General features: G+C 69.2%; 13 protein-coding genes and 1 pseudogene. 6 read left to right on the top strand and 8 right to left on the bottom strand.

What is annotated here, in order from left to right:
* Nucleotides 1-142: 142 nt before the first annotated feature.
* The gene (locus tag KXD96_RS05240) at nucleotides 143-1,483 is read right to left on the bottom strand and encodes an acetyl-CoA C-acetyltransferase (RefSeq protein ID WP_260743383.1); all 1,341 of its coding nucleotides are present in this window, start codon (nucleotides 1,481-1,483) and stop codon (nucleotides 143-145) included.
* Between the two features lie 150 nt (nucleotides 1,484-1,633).
* On the opposite strand from KXD96_RS05240, the gene KXD96_RS05235 reads away from it, so the two are divergent.
* Nucleotides 1,634-2,998 (top strand): 3-oxoacyl-ACP reductase, encoded by a 1,365-nt coding sequence (locus KXD96_RS05235; protein ID WP_260743381.1) that lies wholly within the window; start codon nucleotides 1,634-1,636, stop codon nucleotides 2,996-2,998.
* Between the two features lie 18 nt (nucleotides 2,999-3,016).
* Entirely contained in the window at nucleotides 3,017-3,859 is an 843-nt protein-coding gene (locus tag KXD96_RS05230; protein WP_260743379.1) for a MaoC/PaaZ C-terminal domain-containing protein, read from the top strand.
* Between the two features lie 19 nt (nucleotides 3,860-3,878).
* Here KXD96_RS05230 and KXD96_RS05225 read toward each other — a convergent pair whose 3' ends face one another.
* The 3 genes from KXD96_RS05225 to KXD96_RS05215 all read right to left on the bottom strand — a co-directional run bounded on the left by KXD96_RS05225 (nucleotide 3,879) and on the right by KXD96_RS05215 (nucleotide 7,017).
* Nucleotides 3,879-5,129 carry a chloride channel protein gene (locus tag KXD96_RS05225; protein WP_260743377.1) on the bottom strand — a complete coding sequence of 417 codons (1,251 nt, stop codon included), beginning with the start codon at nucleotides 5,127-5,129 and terminating at the stop codon, nucleotides 3,879-3,881.
* Between the two features lie 16 nt (nucleotides 5,130-5,145).
* Nucleotides 5,146-5,799: a TetR/AcrR family transcriptional regulator gene (locus KXD96_RS05220; protein ID WP_260743376.1), complete on the bottom strand. Its 654-nt coding sequence runs from the start codon at nucleotides 5,797-5,799 to the stop codon at nucleotides 5,146-5,148.
* Between the two features lie 66 nt (nucleotides 5,800-5,865).
* Entirely contained in the window at nucleotides 5,866-7,017 is a 1,152-nt protein-coding gene (locus KXD96_RS05215) for a glycoside hydrolase family 3 N-terminal domain-containing protein (RefSeq protein ID WP_260743374.1), read from the bottom strand.
* A gap of 131 nt (nucleotides 7,018-7,148) precedes the next feature.
* On the opposite strand from KXD96_RS05215, the gene KXD96_RS05210 reads away from it, so the two are divergent.
* From KXD96_RS05210 to KXD96_RS05195, 4 genes are all read left to right on the top strand, one after another.
* Nucleotides 7,149-7,349 carry a DUF2613 family protein gene (locus KXD96_RS05210; protein WP_260743372.1) on the top strand — a complete coding sequence of 67 codons (201 nt, stop codon included), beginning with the start codon at nucleotides 7,149-7,151 and terminating at the stop codon, nucleotides 7,347-7,349.
* A gap of 86 nt (nucleotides 7,350-7,435) precedes the next feature.
* Nucleotides 7,436-7,609, top strand: coding sequence for a DUF2613 domain-containing protein (locus KXD96_RS05205; protein WP_065443914.1), 174 nt, complete (start codon nucleotides 7,436-7,438; stop codon nucleotides 7,607-7,609).
* A 67-nt stretch (nucleotides 7,610-7,676) separates the two neighbouring features.
* The gene (locus KXD96_RS05200; protein ID WP_260745224.1) at nucleotides 7,677-11,858 is read left to right on the top strand and encodes an alpha-(1->3)-arabinofuranosyltransferase; all 4,182 of its coding nucleotides are present in this window, start codon (nucleotides 7,677-7,679) and stop codon (nucleotides 11,856-11,858) included.
* 86 nt (nucleotides 11,859-11,944) lie between these two features.
* A complete protein-coding gene (locus KXD96_RS05195; protein WP_260743359.1) occupies nucleotides 11,945-13,390 on the top strand; it encodes a lipase maturation factor family protein in 1,446 nt (481 codons plus the stop codon).
* Here KXD96_RS05195 and KXD96_RS05190 read toward each other — a convergent pair.
* The 4 genes and pseudogenes from KXD96_RS05190 to KXD96_RS05175 form a co-directional block, all read right to left on the bottom strand.
* Nucleotides 13,387-14,712 (bottom strand): peptidoglycan DD-metalloendopeptidase family protein, encoded by a 1,326-nt coding sequence (locus tag KXD96_RS05190; RefSeq protein WP_260745223.1) that lies wholly within the window; start codon nucleotides 14,710-14,712, stop codon nucleotides 13,387-13,389. The genes KXD96_RS05195 and KXD96_RS05190 overlap by 4 nt on opposite strands.
* 111 nt (nucleotides 14,713-14,823) lie before the next feature.
* Nucleotides 14,824-15,468: pseudogene (locus tag KXD96_RS05185) on the bottom strand (DUF1906 domain-containing protein); the annotation flags it as partial.
* Between the two features lie 169 nt (nucleotides 15,469-15,637).
* Nucleotides 15,638-16,090, bottom strand: coding sequence for a hypothetical protein (locus KXD96_RS05180; RefSeq protein WP_260743357.1), 453 nt, complete (start codon nucleotides 16,088-16,090; stop codon nucleotides 15,638-15,640).
* A 96-nt stretch (nucleotides 16,091-16,186) separates the two neighbouring features.
* Entirely contained in the window at nucleotides 16,187-17,833 is a 1,647-nt protein-coding gene (locus tag KXD96_RS05175) for an acetolactate synthase large subunit (protein ID WP_260743356.1), read from the bottom strand.
* Nucleotides 17,834-17,875: the final 42 nt, after the last annotated feature.

Here is a 17,875-nt window from a genome sequence, read left to right as displayed (position 1 = left end):
CGTTTCAGGGATGCCCCGTATCGCCGTCGGGGTCGGGGGGTCAGACCGCAACACGGGGCCATCCGGGCACTCGGATACCCAGCCGCCCAAATTACTAACCGGTTGTGAGCGATTTCATGAGCCCGCCGACCCGGCGGGCGGTTCAGGCCTCGAGGATCGCGGCCACGCCCTGGCCACCGGCGGCGCAGATGGAGATCAGGGCCCGCAGCGGCTTGCCCGCGCCGCCCTTGTGCTCCGCCCTCTTCTCGGCGAGCTGCTTGGCCGCCTGGGCCAGGATCCGCCCGCCGGTGGCGGCGAACGGGTGGCCGGCGGCCAACGACGAACCGTTGACATTGAGCTTGGACCGGTCGATCGAACCCAGCGCGGCGTCGAGGCCCAGCCGCTCCTTGCAGTAGTCCTCCGACTCCCACGCCTGCAGGTGCGCCAGCACCACCGAGGCGAAGGCCTCGTGGATCTCGTAGAAGTCAAAATCTTGCAGGCTCAGTCCGTTTCTCGCCAACAGCCGCGGCACCGCGTAGGTGGGCGCCATCAGCAGGCCGTCGCGGCCGTTGACGTAGTCGACGGCCGCGGTTTCCGCGTCCACCAGGAAGGCCAGCGGCGTCAGGGAGTGGGCGGCCGCCCACTCCTCGGAGCTCAGCAGCGCGACCGAGGCCCCGTCGGTCAGCGGGGTCGAGTTGCCGGCCGTCATCGTCGCGTCGCCGGACTTCACGCCGAACACCGGCTTGAGCTTCGCCAGCTTCTCCGCCGATGAGTCCGGGCGCAGGTTGTCGTCGCGGTACAGGCCCAGGAACGGGGTGACCAGGTCGTCGAAGAAGCCCCGATCGTAGGCGGCGGCCATGTTGCGGTGGCTGGCGGCGGCCAGCTCGTCCTGGCCGACGCGCTTGATGCCCATCTGCTTGGCCGTGATCGCCTGGTGCTCACCCATGGACAGCCCGGTGCGCGGCTCGCTGTTGACCGGGATCTCGATGCCCAGGGTCGCGGGCAGCGTGCCCACCAGCCTCAGCCGCTGGAGGTTGGACTTGGACCGGCGCAGCTTGAGCAGGGTCCGGCGCAGGTTGTCGCCCAGGCCGATCGGCGGGTCGGAGGTGGTGTCCACCCCGCCGGCGGCGGCCACGTCGTAGCGCCCGGCGGCGATGCCGTCGGCCGCGGCGATGGCCGCCTGCAGGCCGGTGCCGCACGCCTGCTGCAGGTCGAACGCCGGCGTGTACGACGACAGCTCGGAGCCCAGCACGCATTCGCGCGTGAGGTTGAAGTCCCGGCTGTGCTTCAGCACGGCGCCGCCGATCACCGCGCCCAGCCGCTCGCCGGCCAGCCCGAAGCGGTCCACCAGCCCACCGAGCGCTGCGGTGAACATGTCCTGGTTGGACGCCTCGGCATAGGCGCCGTCGGATCGGGCGAACGGGATGCGGTTGCCGCCGAGCACGGCGACGCGTCGCCGCTGCGAAGTGCGCTGGTTGCTTGCCTCAGAACTTGCAGGGGCCACTGTCTTCTCCGTGTAGGTGCGTCTCTATCGGTTTCGGGATGCCCGTCTGGGGCCATACTACCCACTGTTCTTACTCTGAAGTAAGTTCGTCCTGGATACGGTTGTGCGTAGGCACACCCCGACTTCGAAAGCACATGGAAGGTAACTCCGGTGGCTCCCAAGGTCTCGTCCGATCTGTTCTCTCAGATCGTCAATTCCGGTCCTGGATCGTTTCTCGCCAAGCAGCTCGGTGTCCCGCAACCCGAGACGCTGCGCCGCTACCGGCCCGGCGATCCGCCCCTGGCCGGGTCCCTGCTGATCGGCGGTGAGGGGCGCATCGTCGAGCCGCTGCGCGCCGCGCTGGCCAAGGACTACGACCTGGTGGGCAACAACCTGGGTGGGCGCTGGGCCGACCAGTTCGGCGGGCTGGTCTTCGACGCCACCGGCATCACCACGCCGGAGGGGCTCCGGGGGTTGTACGAGTTCTTCACGCCGCTGCTGCGCAACCTGGGCCATTCGGCGCGCGTCGTGGTGGTCGGCACCACGCCCGATGCCGCCGCCGGCCCGCACGAGCGGATCGCCCAGCGCGCGTTGGAGGGGTTCACCCGCTCGCTGGGCAAGGAGCTGCGCAACGGCACGACGGTGGCGCTGGTCTATCTTTCGCCCGACGCCAAACCCGCTGCGACGGGCCTGGAATCGACAATGCGGTTCGTCCTGTCGGCCAAGTCCGCCTACGTCGACGGCCAGGTCTTCTACATCGGCGAGGCCGACTCCACGCCCCCGGCCGACTGGGAGCGGCCGCTGGACGGCAAGGTCGCGATCGTCACGGGCGCGGCCCGCGGCATCGGCGCAACGATCGCGGACGTCTTCGCCCGCGACGGCGCCCGCGTCGTCGCGATCGACGTCGAGTCGGCCGCCGAGACGCTGGCCGAGACGGCTAGCCGGGTCGGGGGCACCGCGTTGTGGCTCGACGTCACCGCCTCCGACGCCGTCGACAAGATCACCGAGCACCTGCGCGAGCACCACGGCGGGCGCGCCGACGTGCTCGTAAACAACGCCGGCATCACCCGCGACAAGCTGCTGGCCAACATGGACGACGCCCGCTGGGACGCGGTTCTGGCCGTCAATCTCCTTGCTCCACTGCGGCTTACCGAAGGGCTGGTGGGCAACGGGACCATCGGCGAGGGGGGCCGCGTCGTCGGGTTATCCTCGATGGCCGGCATCGCCGGCAACCGCGGCCAGACCAACTACGCGACCACCAAGGCCGGGATGATCGGCCTCACCCAGGCGCTGGCGCCGGAGCTCTACGGCAAGGGCATCACGATCAACGCCGTCGCGCCCGGCTTCATCGAAACGCAGATGACGGCCGCCATCCCGCTGGCCACCCGCGAGGTGGGGCGCCGGATGAACTCGCTGCTGCAGGGGGGCCAACCGGTCGACGTCGCGGAGACCATCGCCTACTTCGCCAACCCGGCCTCGAACGCGGTGACGGGCAACGTCATTCGCGTCTGCGGCCAGGCCATGCTGGGCGCATAGCTGCGAGGAGAGAACGCGATGAACCAGCCAAGCGGCCTGAGGAACATGCTGCGCGCGGCGGCCGGCGCGCTGCCGGTGGTGTCCCGCGGGACACAGCTGCCCACGCGCACCGTGACAGTGGAGGAATTGCCCATCGACCGCGCGAACGTGGCCGAGTACGCGGCGGTCACCGGCCTGCGTTACGGCAACAACGTGCCGCTCACCTATCCCTTCGCGTTGACCTTCCCGACGATGATGTCGCTGGTGACGGGGTTCGACTTTCCTTTCGCCGCAATGGGTTCCGTGCACGTCGAAAACCAGATCACGCAGTACCGGCCGATCGCGGTCACCGACACCGTCGGCGTGCGCGTGCACGCCGAGAACCTGCGTGAGCACCGCAAAGGGCTGCTGGTCGACCTGGTGACCGAGGTGAGCGTTGGCAACGACACCGCGTGGCATCAGGTGACGACCTTTCTGCACCAGCAACGAACCAGCCTGTCCGACGAGCCCAAGCCGCCACCGCAGAAGCAGCCCAAGCTGCCCCCGCCCAGCACCGTCGTGCGCATCAGCCCCGGCCTGATCCGGCGCTACGCAGTGGTCAGCGGCGACCACAACCCCATTCACACCAACCCGATCGCGGCCAGGCTGTTCGGCTTCCCCACCGTCATCGCGCACGGAATGTTCAGCGCGGCAGCGGTATTGGCCAACATCGAAGCCCGGTTCCCGGACGCGGTGAAGTATTCCGTGCGGTTCGGCAAGCCGCTGGTGCTGCCCGCCACCGCCGGGCTCTACATCGACGAGGCCGATGCCGGCTGGGAGATCTCGCTGCGCAACATCGCCAAGGGCTATCCGCACCTGACCGGCACGGTCCGGCCGCTTTAGTGCTTTCGGTGGCGACCCGCTAGCCCGAGTGCGTCGGGCCTCGGCCCTTGGCAAGGACTTTCAACCCGTGAGCGCTGGTCGCGGTCAGCAGGAAGAGCAGGAACAACCACAGCGGCGGGCGGGCCAGTTCCCAGACGAAGATCGCCGCCCAGATCGGTGATCCCTGCGTCACCGCGAGCACGCCGGCGGCGCCCGCCAGCGACACCGCCGGCACGTGCAGGTGAATCCCGGCCGCCCAGTTGATCGTCAGCACCAGCGCCGCCCCGGCGGCCGAACCGGTAGCCAGCGACGGTGTCAGCAGTCCGCCCGCCCCGCCGGCACGCAGGAATAGCGCGGTGAGCAAGGGTTTCAAAGCCAGGATCGCGAGCGCCGACATCAGCGTCATGCCACTGGACAAGCCGACCGTCAGGATGCTTCGGCCGTTGCCGGGCAGCTCGGGCCACCAATGGGAGCAGATGCCCATCACCAACCCGGCTCCGGCGAGCGCGGGAACCAGCACCCAGGTTTGCATCTGCTTGGCCGGCTTCGCCGCGGCCATCAAGCGGTTGAACGCCAGCCCCACCACCAGGGTCAGCGGCGCCAGCAGCAGCCCGTGCGCGGTCAGCAGGTAGGTCGACTCCCCGCTCGGCCATCCCAGGTTGGGTTCGTCGCGCGTGATGGCCGAACCGACGGCGACCGCCAGGCTCGACGAGATGAACGCCGCGCCCACCGCCCGCGGATGCCAGGTGCGGAGCAGGATTCGCAGCGAGAACAGCGCACCGGCCAGCGGAACGGCGTAGACCGCGCCCAGCCCGGCGCCGGCCGCGCAGGCGAGCAACACCTCGCGGTCGCGCGGTGACAGCCGCTTGAGCCAACCGGTCCCGAAATCGCTTAGCGCAGAAGCGAATTGGCGTGGGGCCCCTTCCCGGCCCAGCGATGCCCCGGATCCGACGAGCAGCACCTGCAGCATGGCGTCGACGCTCCACGCGAGCCGCGGTATCCGCTGCCCGCTTGCGATGGTTTCCGCCAGGGGCGGCACCTGCGTCCTGCTCCGCAAGAGCCACCACCCGATAGCCGCCAGCGCGCCGCCGATCATCGGCCCCACCGCGCGTCGCACCGGACCGCTGCCGGCGACGCCGGCCAGCAGCGCGCCGAAGGTGTAGTGATACGTGACGTGCTCGACGAAGCGCAGCACGAACGTCGTCGCCAATCCGGCGACCCCGGCCAACAGCCCGACGATGATTACGGCGCAGAAGAAGTCGAGGTTGTGCCGGGCGGGTGGTCGAGCCACATGACGAATGTAGGGGTCAGCGCCCGGCGGCGCCGGGCTCGCCCTTCTCGGGCAGCGCCCTGGCGGCGGCCTCGCGCTCCTCCGGCGCGCCCCGAAGGCCGTGCCAGAACAGGTTGATCATCAGCTCGGCCGCCTCGTCGGCGTCGATGTCGCCGGTGCTGAGCTGGTTGGCCATCGCCTCGCCCGCCCCCACCAGCGCCACGGCCATCATCTCGTGCTCACGTTCGGTCCGCGGGGTGCGGCTGCCTGCCCGCACCAGCCCGGCGACCAGCTCGATGATCTGTTCACGCCCCTCTCGCACCATGTGCGCGAACGCCTGCGAGCTGGTGGCCTGTGTGTACATCACGATCCACGACGCCCGATTCGCGTCGATGTAGCGCATGAAGGCCACGATGGTGTTGCGCAGCAGGTCTTTCGGGCTCTGCGTGAAGTCGATGTCGGCGCGGACCGCGTCGATGAACCGGCCCATCTCCCGGTTCAGGCAGGCGCCGAACAGGTCCTCCTTGGAGCCGTAGTACAGGTACAGCATCGGCTTGGAGATCTGCGCCTGGGCGGCAATGGCGTCCATCGAGGTCTCGTGGTAGCCGTTGACCGAAAACATCTGCACGGCGGCGTCGAGCATTTGTTGCTCGCGGATAGCGCGCGGTAACCGCTTGGTGCCACCCGCCATCGCTTGCCTCTCTAGCCCGCCTATCTGACTCCAGAGTAAGCAACGCGCGGTGGCCGCACACGCGCCTCAGTGGCCGCAGGCGGGGCTACGGCCCTTCATCGCCGCGACCCGCGCCAGCGCGTCGTCTATCCGCTGTGCGGGCAGTTCACCGGCGGCCACCGCCTTCTGCAGCCGGTCCAGGACCGCGGGCACCTCGTCGGTGGTGACCCAGAGCGCGACGTCGGTGCCGGCCTGCAGCGTGCGCAGCACCGCCTCGGCGACGCCGTACCGGTCCGAGATGGCGCCCATGCTGGACAGGTCGTCGCTGAACACCGGGCCGCTGAACGGCGGGGCGCCGTAGCCGACGCCGTCGCGCAGCAGCCGCACGGCCGCGGCGCTCAGGCTCGCGGGGTCGTCGCCGGTCAGCCCGGGGACCTGCAGGTGACCCAGCATCACCGCGACCGGCGCCGCGGTCACCAGCGTCCGGTAGGGCACCAGGTCGAGGCTCTGCAGGTCGCTCAGCGGCGGCGTCACCACACTGCCGGTGTGCGAATCGCCCGAGCCGTGCCCGTGGCCGGGGAAGTGCTTGAGCACCGGCAGCAGCCCGGCGTCCCGCAGGCCTTGCGCGTACGCGCCGGCGTAGGCGGTCACCGTGTTCGGGTCGCCACCGAACGAGCGGTCCCCGATGACGCCGTCGGTGGCGTCGGTGACATCGACGACGGGGGCGAAGTCGATGGTGACGCCCAGGTCGCGCATCTTCTTGCCGCGCTCGGCCGCCAGGTCGTGGACCTGCGCGACGGTCTGGGTCTGTGCCAGCTCCCGGGGCGACGGCGCCGAGCCGATGAGCGACCGCAACCGCGACACCCGGCCGCCCTCCTCGTCGACGCTCACCGCCAGCGGGAGCGGCCCGGCCTTGGCCGCGATGTCGGCCAGCGGGCCCTGGAAGATCGACAGGTCCGTCCAGCTGCCGATGAAGATGCCGCCGACGTGGTGGTCGTTGACCACCGATCGGGCGTCATCGGCGTTCTTCACGCCCACCATCAGCAGCTGGGCCAGCTTGTCGCGGACCGCCATCTTGGTGACGTCACCGCACTCCGGCGCCGCGGGCGCCGCCGTCGGCTTGCTGACCGAGGTCGACGGGCCGGGTGGCCTGGCGGCGTGGTGAGCGCAGCCCGCCACCAAAGCCGACACGACGGGGAGCACGGCCCCCATGGCGGTCATGGCGCGCGAGAATGACATCGGGCCATGTTTGCACGGCGGGGTCCCGGCCTCCGGGTCCGGGGAGCGGCGAGGTTTCCTTCTTCGGCCGCCTGGGCATTCGTGGGCAGGTGCTAGCTGGGCTAGCGGGGGGCGAGATCAAGGAGCCAGCGATGACCGGTTTTACCCTGGCCGCCGCGGCCAGTATCGCGGTGGGTCTGTCGGTCGGAGTCGCGACGACCCTCGGAGTGACGCTGGCCGTCGCCGACCACGGTGTGACACCGGTGCGCGTCCGTCCGGCCGCGCTGATTCCGCTGGGACCGCATCAGGTGCAGTACGGCGACCGGTGTTTTCATGGGCACTGTCTGCCCTGACGAGCGCTCCGGGGCGCCGACCGCCCTTCTGCTAGGTTGGCGCTAGGCCGCCGCTACGTTTTCGAAGATGCTGTAAGGAGCCGTTGATGAACCGGATCATTGCGCCCGCCGCCGCGAGCGTGGTGGTTGGCCTGTTGCTCGGCGCGGCAGCGATCTTCGGGATCACCTTGATGGTGCAACAGGACACGAAACCGCCACTCCCCGGGGGCGATCCGCAGTCGTCAGTGCTCAACCGGGTCGAGTACGGCAACCGTAGCTAGCCCGCCGGAAGCGGAGGCCGGCGCACCGGTTGGTTGTCCGCCGGCCGCGCCCGCATCGCGCCGGTGGCTGTGGTTGGTCGGGGCGATCGCGCTGGCGTTGACGTTCGCGCAATCGCCGGGGCGGGTCTCCCCCGACACCAAACTTGACCTCACCGTCAACCCGCTGCGCTTCCTGGCCCGGGCCACCAACCTGTGGAACAGCGAGCTGCCATTCGGACAGGCGCAGAATCAGGCGTACGGCTACCTGTTCCCGCACGGGACCTTCTTCGCGATCGGCCATCTGCTCTCGGTGCCGGGGTGGATCACCCAACGGCTGTGGTGGGCGCTGCTGCTCACCGTCGGCTTCTGGGGACTGTTGCGGGTGGCCGAGGCGCTGGGCATCGGCAGCCCCGCGTCGCGGGTGATCGGTGCCGCGGCGTTCGCGCTGTCGCCCCGGGTGCTGACCACGCTCGGCTCCATCTCGTCGGAAACGCTGCCGATGATGCTGGCGCCGTGGGTGTTGCTGCCCACGATCCTGGCGCTGAAATCAGGGGGGCGCGCCTGTGCCAACCGGTCGGTTCGGGCGCTGGCCGCGCAGGCCGGTCTGGCCGTCGCCTTGATGGGCGCGGTCAACGCGATCGCCACGCTGGCCGGCTGCCTGCCGGCGGTGATCTGGTGGGCCTGCCACCGGCCGAACCGGTTGTGGTGGCGCTACACCGGATGGTGGTCGGTCGCCCTTTTCCTGGCGATGCTGTGGTGGGTGGTCGCCCTGGTGATGCTGCGGGCCATCAGCCCGCCCTTCCTGGACTTCATCGAATCCTCCGGTGTGACGACGCAATGGTCGTCGCTCACCGAGATACTGCGCGGCACCGACAGCTGGACCCCGTACGTGGCGCCGACCGCCACCGCGGGTGCGCCGCTGGTGACCGGCTCGGCGGCCGTCCTGGCCACCTGCCTGGTCGCGGCGGCCGGGCTGGCGGGGCTGGCCGGTTCGACGATGCCGGCCCGCGGACGGCTGGTGACGATGCTGTTGGTAGGCGTCGCGTTGATGGCCGTCGGCTACAGCGGCGGGCTGGGCTCGCCCGTGGCTCACGCGGTGCAGGCGTTCCTGGACGCCGGCGGTGCGCCGCTGCGCAACGTGCACAAGCTGGGGTCGGTGGTCCGGATCCCGATCGTGCTGGGCATCGTCCACGTGCTCGGTCGCGTCCCGCTGCCCGGTGCGCGGCCCGTCTCGGTTTGGCTGCGTGCGTTCGCCCACCCCGAGCGCGACAAGCGGGTCGCGGTCGCGATCGTCGTCCTGACGGCGCTGATGGTGAGCACCTCGCTGGCGTGGACCGGCCGGCTGACTCCGCCCGGCACCTTCAGCGCGATACCCCGGTACTGGCAGGAAACCGCCGACTGGCTCGACCGGCACAACACGGGGACCCCGGTGCCCGGCCGGGTGCTGGTGGCCCCGGGGGCGCCGTTCGCCACGCAGGTGTGGGGCACCAGCCATGACGAGCCGCTGCAGGTGCTCGGCGGCAGCCCCTGGGGCGTGCGCGACTCCATCCCGTTGACCCCACCGCAAACCATCCGTGCGCTGGATTCGGTGCAACGCCTGTTCGCCGCTGGGCGCCCTTCGGCAGGACTCGCCGATACCCTTGCCCGACAAGGCATTTCGTATGTGGTGGTGCGCAACGACCTGGACCCGGACGCGTCGCGCTCGGCGCGCCCCCTCCTGGTACACCGCGCCGTCGACGGGTCCCCGGGTTTGCAGAAGGTGGCGCAGTTCGGCGAGCCGGTCGGACCCGGCACCCTGGCGGGCTTCGTCGCCGACAGCGGACTGCGCCCGCGGTACCCGGCCGTCGAGATCTACCGGGTTGCCGGCGGTTCGGGCGCGCCCTACTTCGCCGACGTCGACCGGCTGCCCCGGGTCGACGGCGGACCGGAAGTGCTGCTGCGCCTCGACGAGCGGCGCCGGCTGCAGGGGCAGCCGGCGCTGGGCCCGGTGCTGATGACCGCCGACGCGCGCGCCGCCGGTTTGCCGGTGCCGGCGGTGACCGTCACCGACACCCCGGTGGCCCGTGAGACCGACTACGGCCGGGTGGACCATCATTCGTCGGCCGTCCGCGCCGCGGGCGACGCCCGGCATACCTACAACCGGGTGCCCGACTATCCCGTGCCCGGGGCCGACCCGGTCGCCGGCACCTGGACCGGCGGGCGGATCAGCGTTTCGAGCTCGTCGTCGGACTCCACCGCGATGCCCGACGTGGCGCCTGCGACCTCCCCCGTCGCCGCCATCGACGGCGACCCGGCGACCGCGTGGGTGTCCAACTCGCTGCAGGCCGCCGTCGGCCAGTGGCTGCAGGTCGATTTCGACCACCCGGTGACCAACGCGGCGATCACCCTGACGCCCAGCGCCACCGCGGTCGGCGCGCAGGTGCGCCGCATCCTGATCGAAACCGCGACCGGCAGCACCACGCTGCGGTTCGACCAGCCCGGCAAGCCGCTCGCCGCCGCGCTGCCCTACGGCGAAACGCCGTGGGTGCGCATCACCGCCGCGGGCACCGACGACGGTTCTCCCGGTGTGCAATTCGGCATCACCGACCTGTCGATCACCCAGTACGACGCGTCCGGATTTGCCCACCCGCTCGACCTGCGGCACACCGTACGGGTTCCCGGGCCGCCGCCTGGATCGGCGATCACCGGCTTCGACCTTGGTTCCGAACTACTCGGCAGGCCGGGCTGCGCGACGGCGCCCGGCGGCGTGCGCTGCGCGCCGTCGATGGCCCTCGCGCCCGAAGAGCCGGTCAATCTCAGCAGGACGCTGACCATTCCCGCGCCGATGTCGGTGACCCCGCTGGTGTGGGTGCGGCCACGGCAGGGGCCCAAGCTGGCCGACCTGATCGCCGAGCCGAACACCACCCGGGCACACGGCGACGCCGACCTGGTCGACGTCCTCGGCTCGGCGTATGCGGCGACCGACGGCGACCCGGCCACCGCGTGGACGGCGCCGCAGCCGGTGGTGCAACACAAGACCCCGCCCACGCTGACGCTCGCCTTGCCGCGGCCCACCGAGGTCACCGGGCTGCGGCTGGTATCGAGCCGGTCGGCGTTGCCCGCCCACCCGACGATGGTGGCGGTCAATCTCGGCGACGGCCCGCAGGTGCGCTCGGTGAAACCCGGTGAATCGCAGACGCTCTCGCTGAATCCCCGGGTGACCGACAGCGTCACCGTCAGCCTGCTCGACTGGGAAGACGTCATCGACCGCAACGCGCTGGGTTTCGACCAGCTCAAGCCGCCGGGGCTGGCCGAGGTGGCGGCGCTCGGCGCCGACGGCAAACCGATCGCGCCCGCCGACGCCGCCCGCGATCGCGCGCGGGAGATCACCGTCGACTGCGACCACGGCCCGGTGATCGCGGTCGCGGGCCGGTTCGAGCACACCTCGATCCGAACCACCGTGGGCGCGCTGCTGAACGACGAGCCCGTCGCCGCGCGGCCATGCGACCGCGACCCGATCGCGCTGCCGGCGGGCCAGCAGGAGCTGTTGATCAGCCCGGGCGCCCAATTCGTCGTCGACGGCGCCCAGCTGACCGCGCCGGCCACAGCCGCCCCGCAGCCCGCCCCCGTAGGAGTTCCGGCGTGGCGGGTGTGGGGTCCGGACCGTCGCGAGGTGCAGGCGCCGCCGTCGGTCGCGCCCCGGGTGCTGGTCATCCCCGAAAGCATCAACCCCGGTTGGGTGGCGCGCACCAGCAGCGGGGCCCGGCTGACCCCGGTGGCCGTCAACGGGTGGCAGCAGGGCTGGGTGGTGCCGCCCGGGGACCCCGGCACCATCACGCTGACCTTCCCGTCCAACGCGCCGTACCGGGTGGGGCTGGCGGTGGGGCTGGCCCTGCTGCCGCTGTTGGCCATGCTCGCGCTGTGGCGCACGCGAAGCAGGCGAGCCGACGACGCGCCCGCCCGGCCGTGGCGGCCGGGCGCATGGGCGGCGGTCGCGGTGGTCGCCTGCGGGGCGGTGATCGCCGGTGCGGCCGGGGTCGTCGTGGTCGCCGCCGCCCTGGGCCTGCGGTACGCCTTGCGCGGTCGGCGCTTGGACCGCGCAAGGGTGGTGCTGAGCGCGGGCGGCCTGATCCTGGCCGGGGCGGCGCTGTCGCGGCATCCGTGGCGGTCGGTCGACGGCTATGCGGGTCATTCCGCGAATGTCCAGCTGCTGGCGCTGATTTCGCTTGCGGTGCTCGCCGCTTCCGCGGTGACTTTGCGGTCCGAGGATCGGGCGGAACGCGACGAATAGCCGCCCGGCTCTTGGCTAGCCGTTTACCGGCTGATTGACTGGATACGCGGGTCTGTGTGACCGCGACCGTCCGAGGAGTTACGGCCATGGGCTGGTTTTCCGCACCCGAATATTGGCTCGGCAGAGAGGTGCTCGAGCGGGGTGTCGCGGTGGTCTACCTGCTCGCGTTCGTCGCGGCCGCCGCGCAGTTCCGGGCGCTCATCGGCGAGAACGGAATGCAGCCCGTCCCCCGTTTCCTGGCCCGGCAGTCGTTTTGGCGCACACCCAGCCTCTTTCATCTGCGCTACTCCGATCGCCTGTTCTCTGCGGTGTCCTGGTTCGGCGCGGCGCTGGCCGCGGCGATCGCCGCCGGCGCGGCCGATGCGGTGCCGCTCTGGGCCGCGATGCTGATGTGGCTGACGCTGTGGATCCTTTACCTTTCGATCGTCAACGTCGGGCAGACCTGGTATGCCTTCGGGTGGGAGTCACTGTTGCTGGAAACAGGTTTCCTGATGATTTTCCTCGGCAACGATCACGTGGCGCCGCCGGTGCTCACGTTATGGATGGCCCGGTTGCTGTTGTTCCGAGTGGAGTTCGGCGCCGGCCTGATCAAGATGCGCGGCGACCCGTGCTGGCGCGACCTGACGTGCTTGTACTACCACCACGAAACGCAGCCCATGCCGGGGCCGTTGAGCTGGTTCTTCCACCACCTGCCCAAGCCGCTGCATCGAATCGAGGTGGCGGGCAATCACTTCGCGCAGCTGATCGTGCCGTTCGGGTTGTTCGCGCCGCAGCCGGTGGCCGGCATCGCCGCGGCGATCATCGTCGTCACCCAGCTGTGGCTGGTGGCGTCGGGCAATTTCGCCTGGCTCAATTGGTTGACGATCCTGTTGGCGTGCAGCGCCATCGACGACTCGTCGATCGCTTTGGTGCTCCGCACCGACCGCCCGGCGTTTTCGGTGACGCCGGTTTGGTTCGCCGCCCCGGTGATCGCGTTCGCCGCGGCGGTGCTGTACTTGAGCTACTGGCCGGTACGCAACATGCTCTCGTCGCGGCAGCGAATGAACATGTCGTTCAATTCTTTTCATCTGGTGAACACCTACGGCGCGTTCGGGAGCATCGGCCGGGTGCGCCGCGAGGTCGTGATCGAAGGCACCGACGAGACGCACCTGAACGACCAGACCGTTTGGAAGGAGTACGAATTCAAGGGCAAGCCCGGCGCCGTGCGCCGGCTGCCGAGACAGTGGGCACCCTATCACCTGCGCCTGGACTGGCTGATGTGGTTCGCCGCCATCTCGCCCGCCTACGCGCAGCCGTGGCTGACGCCGTTCCTGCAGCGGTTGCTGCGCAACGATCGGCCCACGCTGCGCTTGCTGCGGCACAACCCGTTCCCGGACTCGCCGCCGCGGTATGTGCGCGCGCGACTCTACGAATATCGCTTCACGACGCCGGCCGAGCTGCGCCGTGAGCGGGCCTGGTGGCATCGGACGCTGATCGGCGGCTATGTCCGTCCGATGGCCCTGCCGGCAGCGACGCCACAGCGCACAGACTAGCTGCGCGCGTCGGCCTTCCGCCTGGAGCGCTTTGGTGCTCCTTTCCGGGCGGGCGCCGGGCGGCTCCGAGACGACCTCGTCGGCGCCGATTTCGTTCCTTCGGGCTCGAGGGCGTCGCGCAGCCACGGGGCCGGATCGGTTTTGCTGCCCGGGTTGTACTCGCGCGGCATGAAGCTGAGGTGCAGATGGGGCGCCACTCCACCGTTGGTTGAAGAGTCGGGATTGATCCGCCCGATGCGCTGGCCCGCGACGACGGCGTCGCCCTTGGCGACCTCGCGGACGATGTGCCCGTATTCGAAGCAACCGGAACCTTGGTCATCAGAGGAGTCGACGACGAGCCACCCCGCGGGATCGGGCCCGCCGTAACCTTGGGCCGCCCCCGCGTAGATCACGGTGCCCGATTGGCAGGCGTACACGGGCATGTCGGCTGACCCGCCCTGGCGGCCAAAGTCGATGCCGGTGTGATATTCGCCGTCGCGCCAGCCGAACGGGCTCGTCACCCGGCGTCCGGCTCCCAGTGGCCAGTAGCGTAGCGGCGCTCGCGGTTGGCCATCTGTGGATGCCACAAAGCCCTTCTCGGTCCGCGGCGGGGAGATGCGATCGCGATACGAGAACAAGGTCGCCCATGTCTGCGGCCCGACCTGCCCGTCGGCGACCAGACCGCAGCTGTTCTGGAAGCCGGTCACCGCACGGCCCGTCAACGGTGCGAATTCGCCGTCGGTGAGCAGTCCCGCGTCGGCAACGTCGTTCAACCGTTTCTGGATCAGCACGACGTGCGGGCCGGCCGAGCCCTGCGCAATTGTGGTTCCCGGATAGCTGGGAGAAGCGCGTGCCAACACCGCCGGCCCAGAAAGCGTTCGCACGCCGGCGAATTCGCACATCTTGTTGGCGAAGTAGTCCCAGGGGAAGCCGGGGCCGACATCGGTGTGGTCGCCACGGCCCGTCGCGATCCGCACTCCGTTGTGATCGGTGATTCCGGTTGCACCCCGGCGCGCGTGTTCGGGACTGATCACTCGTGGTTGCAGGCCGTAGCGTTGCGCGTCGCGGACCGCGATAAACGCAGCGACGTCGATAGCATCTTGCATCTGCTCGAACCATGTTTGGCGCGGCCAGCTGGTAAAGGATCCGGCAAAGGCGAGATTGATGGATTTCGAATTGCCCGGCTGCAAAACCGAATTCGCGTAGAAGTCGGTGTCCACGATGTTGTACAGCTGCCCGGCATTGTCAACGGTGTAGTGATACGAGACCTCATACGGATTGTTGGACAGGTAATTGGCGAGATTGCGCGCCGACTTGCTGTACCCGTCTTCGGTGTGCAGCACGAACCATGCGACGTCGACGCCGTTTCGTGAGCCGTTGTAGGGGCTGCGTATGTCCGTGTGCTCCACGAACTCTGGTGCGATAGCCCGTGCGCGCGTGGATTTCTCACTACGCCATTGGCCGAAATCCGCCGCCAGGACCTCGTCGACGTCAACATGAACGCCGTCTACCACCGGGCCCGGATTGGACGCCGTATCGATCACAGACTGATAGAGCACCGCCATAGGCTCACGCTCACCGTATGACCACGCCTTTGTCTGCCATGCCCACCGTCGCCCCGGCGTCGTCGAGAACCCGATCACGCCGTCTTCGATCGCCCACGCACACACGCGGGAGTGCCCGTAGATGCCGGTCCGGTCCACGCCGAGCACCGAGTTGATGCCCCGAAACCACTCCACACCAAGGCGGTTCCACGTCGAGAGATCGATGTCGTCGTCCACGCTGAAGAAGATCGGCGCATCATCCGGACCGCCGGCATTCTCATGCAGACGCGTCGCCGTCTGCGCGTCGGCCACGCCGCCGTCGAAGCCGCGGGTGAAGTCCGACGGCGCCGATCCCCCCCGCTGGCCATACTGAAAGTTGCTCACAATCGCCAGTCCCGCCCCGCGCAGCACATCGGCGTATTCACGAGTCAGCGGCTTCGCCCCGAACTGAGCGCCCGGGCGTGACTCCGACACGTAACCGATCACACCGTCATAGCCGGCGGACCGGATCTTTGCCGGTGATATCTTCCGCGCCGAGAAATCGATCAGCCTCATGGTTGCCCCCGCAAACGAAACACAAACCACCGCAGGACCTGCGAATAAGGCTTGTGGACAAACCCGATTCCGTGCTTACAAGCTCCGCGGCGCTTCCAGTGCCACCAGTATCCGGCACCGCGGGAGATGGAGATAGGGCAATTCGGCCTCTGTGGGACGGGCCGGGCTCTCAACTCAGGTCTTCGACCAGGATGTCGTTGACCGTCCGCAGGTCCTCAATTGCCCGCTGCAAGAACGCGTCGGCCCGCTCCAGATCGGCCGGGGTGGTGTTCGGCCCGATGGACATGCAGAGGTGCATCGCGGCGTCAAAGTCGTTGATCTCGGCCTGCAGGGCGGTGGTGAGCGCCGGGTCGGGCGTAGGCAGGTGCGCCTGGAGGCCAATGGTTTGTTCGTCGTGGACCCTTGAACATGCTGACCGCAGAGCGCCGACGTCGTTGGCTTCGACCGTGTCCACCACCGCTTGCATGAACTCTCTGGTGTTGGCCAGATGTTCTCGGGCCTGCGCATACCACTCCGGGACACCGGGGTACACGGCGCTGGCCGTCCCGGCTGTCCCCACGGCGAAGAGGACCGCCACAGAGACGGCGGCGCCACCCACGCGCTTGGGAACGTGGCTGAACATGCCCGACCCGCCTTGCGTGTCTTGGGCTAGTTCCGGAGCGATGCCCCACCGTTGGTACATAAGCCTCCAGGCCCCTTTCTTGGGGGTGCCCGTGAATTACAGCGTCTCGTCCAGCTCGCCGAGCCGGTCGGTCAGCCGCAGGTTCTCCGAGTAGTCGACCGGGCAGCAGATCAGGGAGACACCGGCGTCGTCAAGCGCGGCCCGCAGCGTCGGCAGCAGCTCGTCGGCGCTGTTGATCCGGTACCCCTTGGCGCCGAAGCTTTCGGCATACTTCACCACATCGGGATTGCCGAACTTCACGTAGTAGTGCGCGCCGAGCTCGAGGTCCATCTTCCATTCGATCAAGCCGTAACCGTCGTCCTCCCAGATCAGCACCACCAGCGGTATCCGTTCGCGGACGGCGGTCTCGATCTCCTGCGAGTTCATCATGAACGCACCGTCCCCGACGACCGCCAGCACCTTCGAGTCGGGCCGCGCCAGCTTGACACCGAGAGCGCCCGGCAGTGCAAACCCCATGGTGGACAAGCCGTTTGACACCAGGCAGGTGTTGCATTCGTACGTCGGGTAAAGCCGCGCCATCCACATCTTGGTGGCGCCGGTGTCGACCAGGACGACGTCGCTGCGACCCAGGGCGGCGCGGGTGTCGGCGACCACCCGTGCCGGTGCCAGTGGATAGCGTGAATCCTGTTGTCCGCGAGCGAATTCCTCGGCGAGCAGGCCGTGGCCGGGAACCTCCGGATCGGCCTCGTAGGTGTGTCCGTCCAGCGCATCGGTCAATGCCTGCAACGAGGCGCTGATGTCGCCGATGATCCCGACATCCACCGAATAATGCGCATCGACCTCGGCCGGGAACCGATGGATGTGGATGATTTTCTTGTCGGCCTGCGGGTTGATCCGGACCGGATCGAACTCTTGCAGCTCGTAGCCGACCGCGATGACCACGTCGGCGTTGTCGAAGCCGAAGTTGACGTAGTCGTGCCGCATGAACCCGATGGTCCCGATGCTGTTGGGATGATCGTCGGGCATCACGCCCTTGCCGTGGAAGGTGTTGGCCACCGAGATGCCGAATTCGTCGGAGAACCGGACCAGGGCCGCGGTCGCATTGCCGCGGGCTGCGCCGTGCCCGGCCAGCACCACCGGCCGCTTCGCATTGCGCAGGATGTCGACCGCCCGCTCGATCTGACCGGGTGCGGGCGCGTCGGGGCGAACGACGTTGCGCGGCAACGGTGTCAGGTCGTAGTCGGTCTCGTCGGCGTCGATGTGCTCGGGGACGGCCAGATAGACCGCGGCCGGGCGTTCGGTCTCGGCGACCTTGAACGCCTTGCGGAACATCTCGGGTATGGCGCGCGCGGTGGGCACCCCGGCGGCCCACCGCGTGATGGGCGCGAACATCGAGACCAGGTCGACGTACTGGTGCGACTCCTTGAACTGCCGGTCGTGACCCACCTGCGCGGAGACGGCGACCAACGGCGTGCTGTTGGTGGTCGCGTCGGCCACGCCCAGCTGCATGTTGATCGCGCCCGGACCCAGCGTGCTCGACACCACCGCCGCCCGCCCGGTGACCCGCCCGTACATCTCGGCCATGAACGCCGCCCCCTGCTCGTGCCGGGTGAGCACGTAGCGGATGCTCGACGACGCCAGCGCCTGCACGAACCGGATGTTCTCCTCCCCCGGCAGGCCGAAGACCACGGAGACGCCCTCGTTTTCCAAGCACTTGACCATCAGCTCGGCGGCTTTACTCATCCGGCACCTCCCTAGGGGGAACGATAGTGGCAGGCTGGGTGT

This window comes from Mycobacterium sp. SMC-2 (assembly GCF_025263485.1).
Classification (GTDB): domain Bacteria; phylum Actinomycetota; class Actinomycetes; order Mycobacteriales; family Mycobacteriaceae; genus Mycobacterium.
Note: the sequence above shows the minus strand (reverse complement) of the source record. Positions and strands in the feature narration are given on the sequence as shown.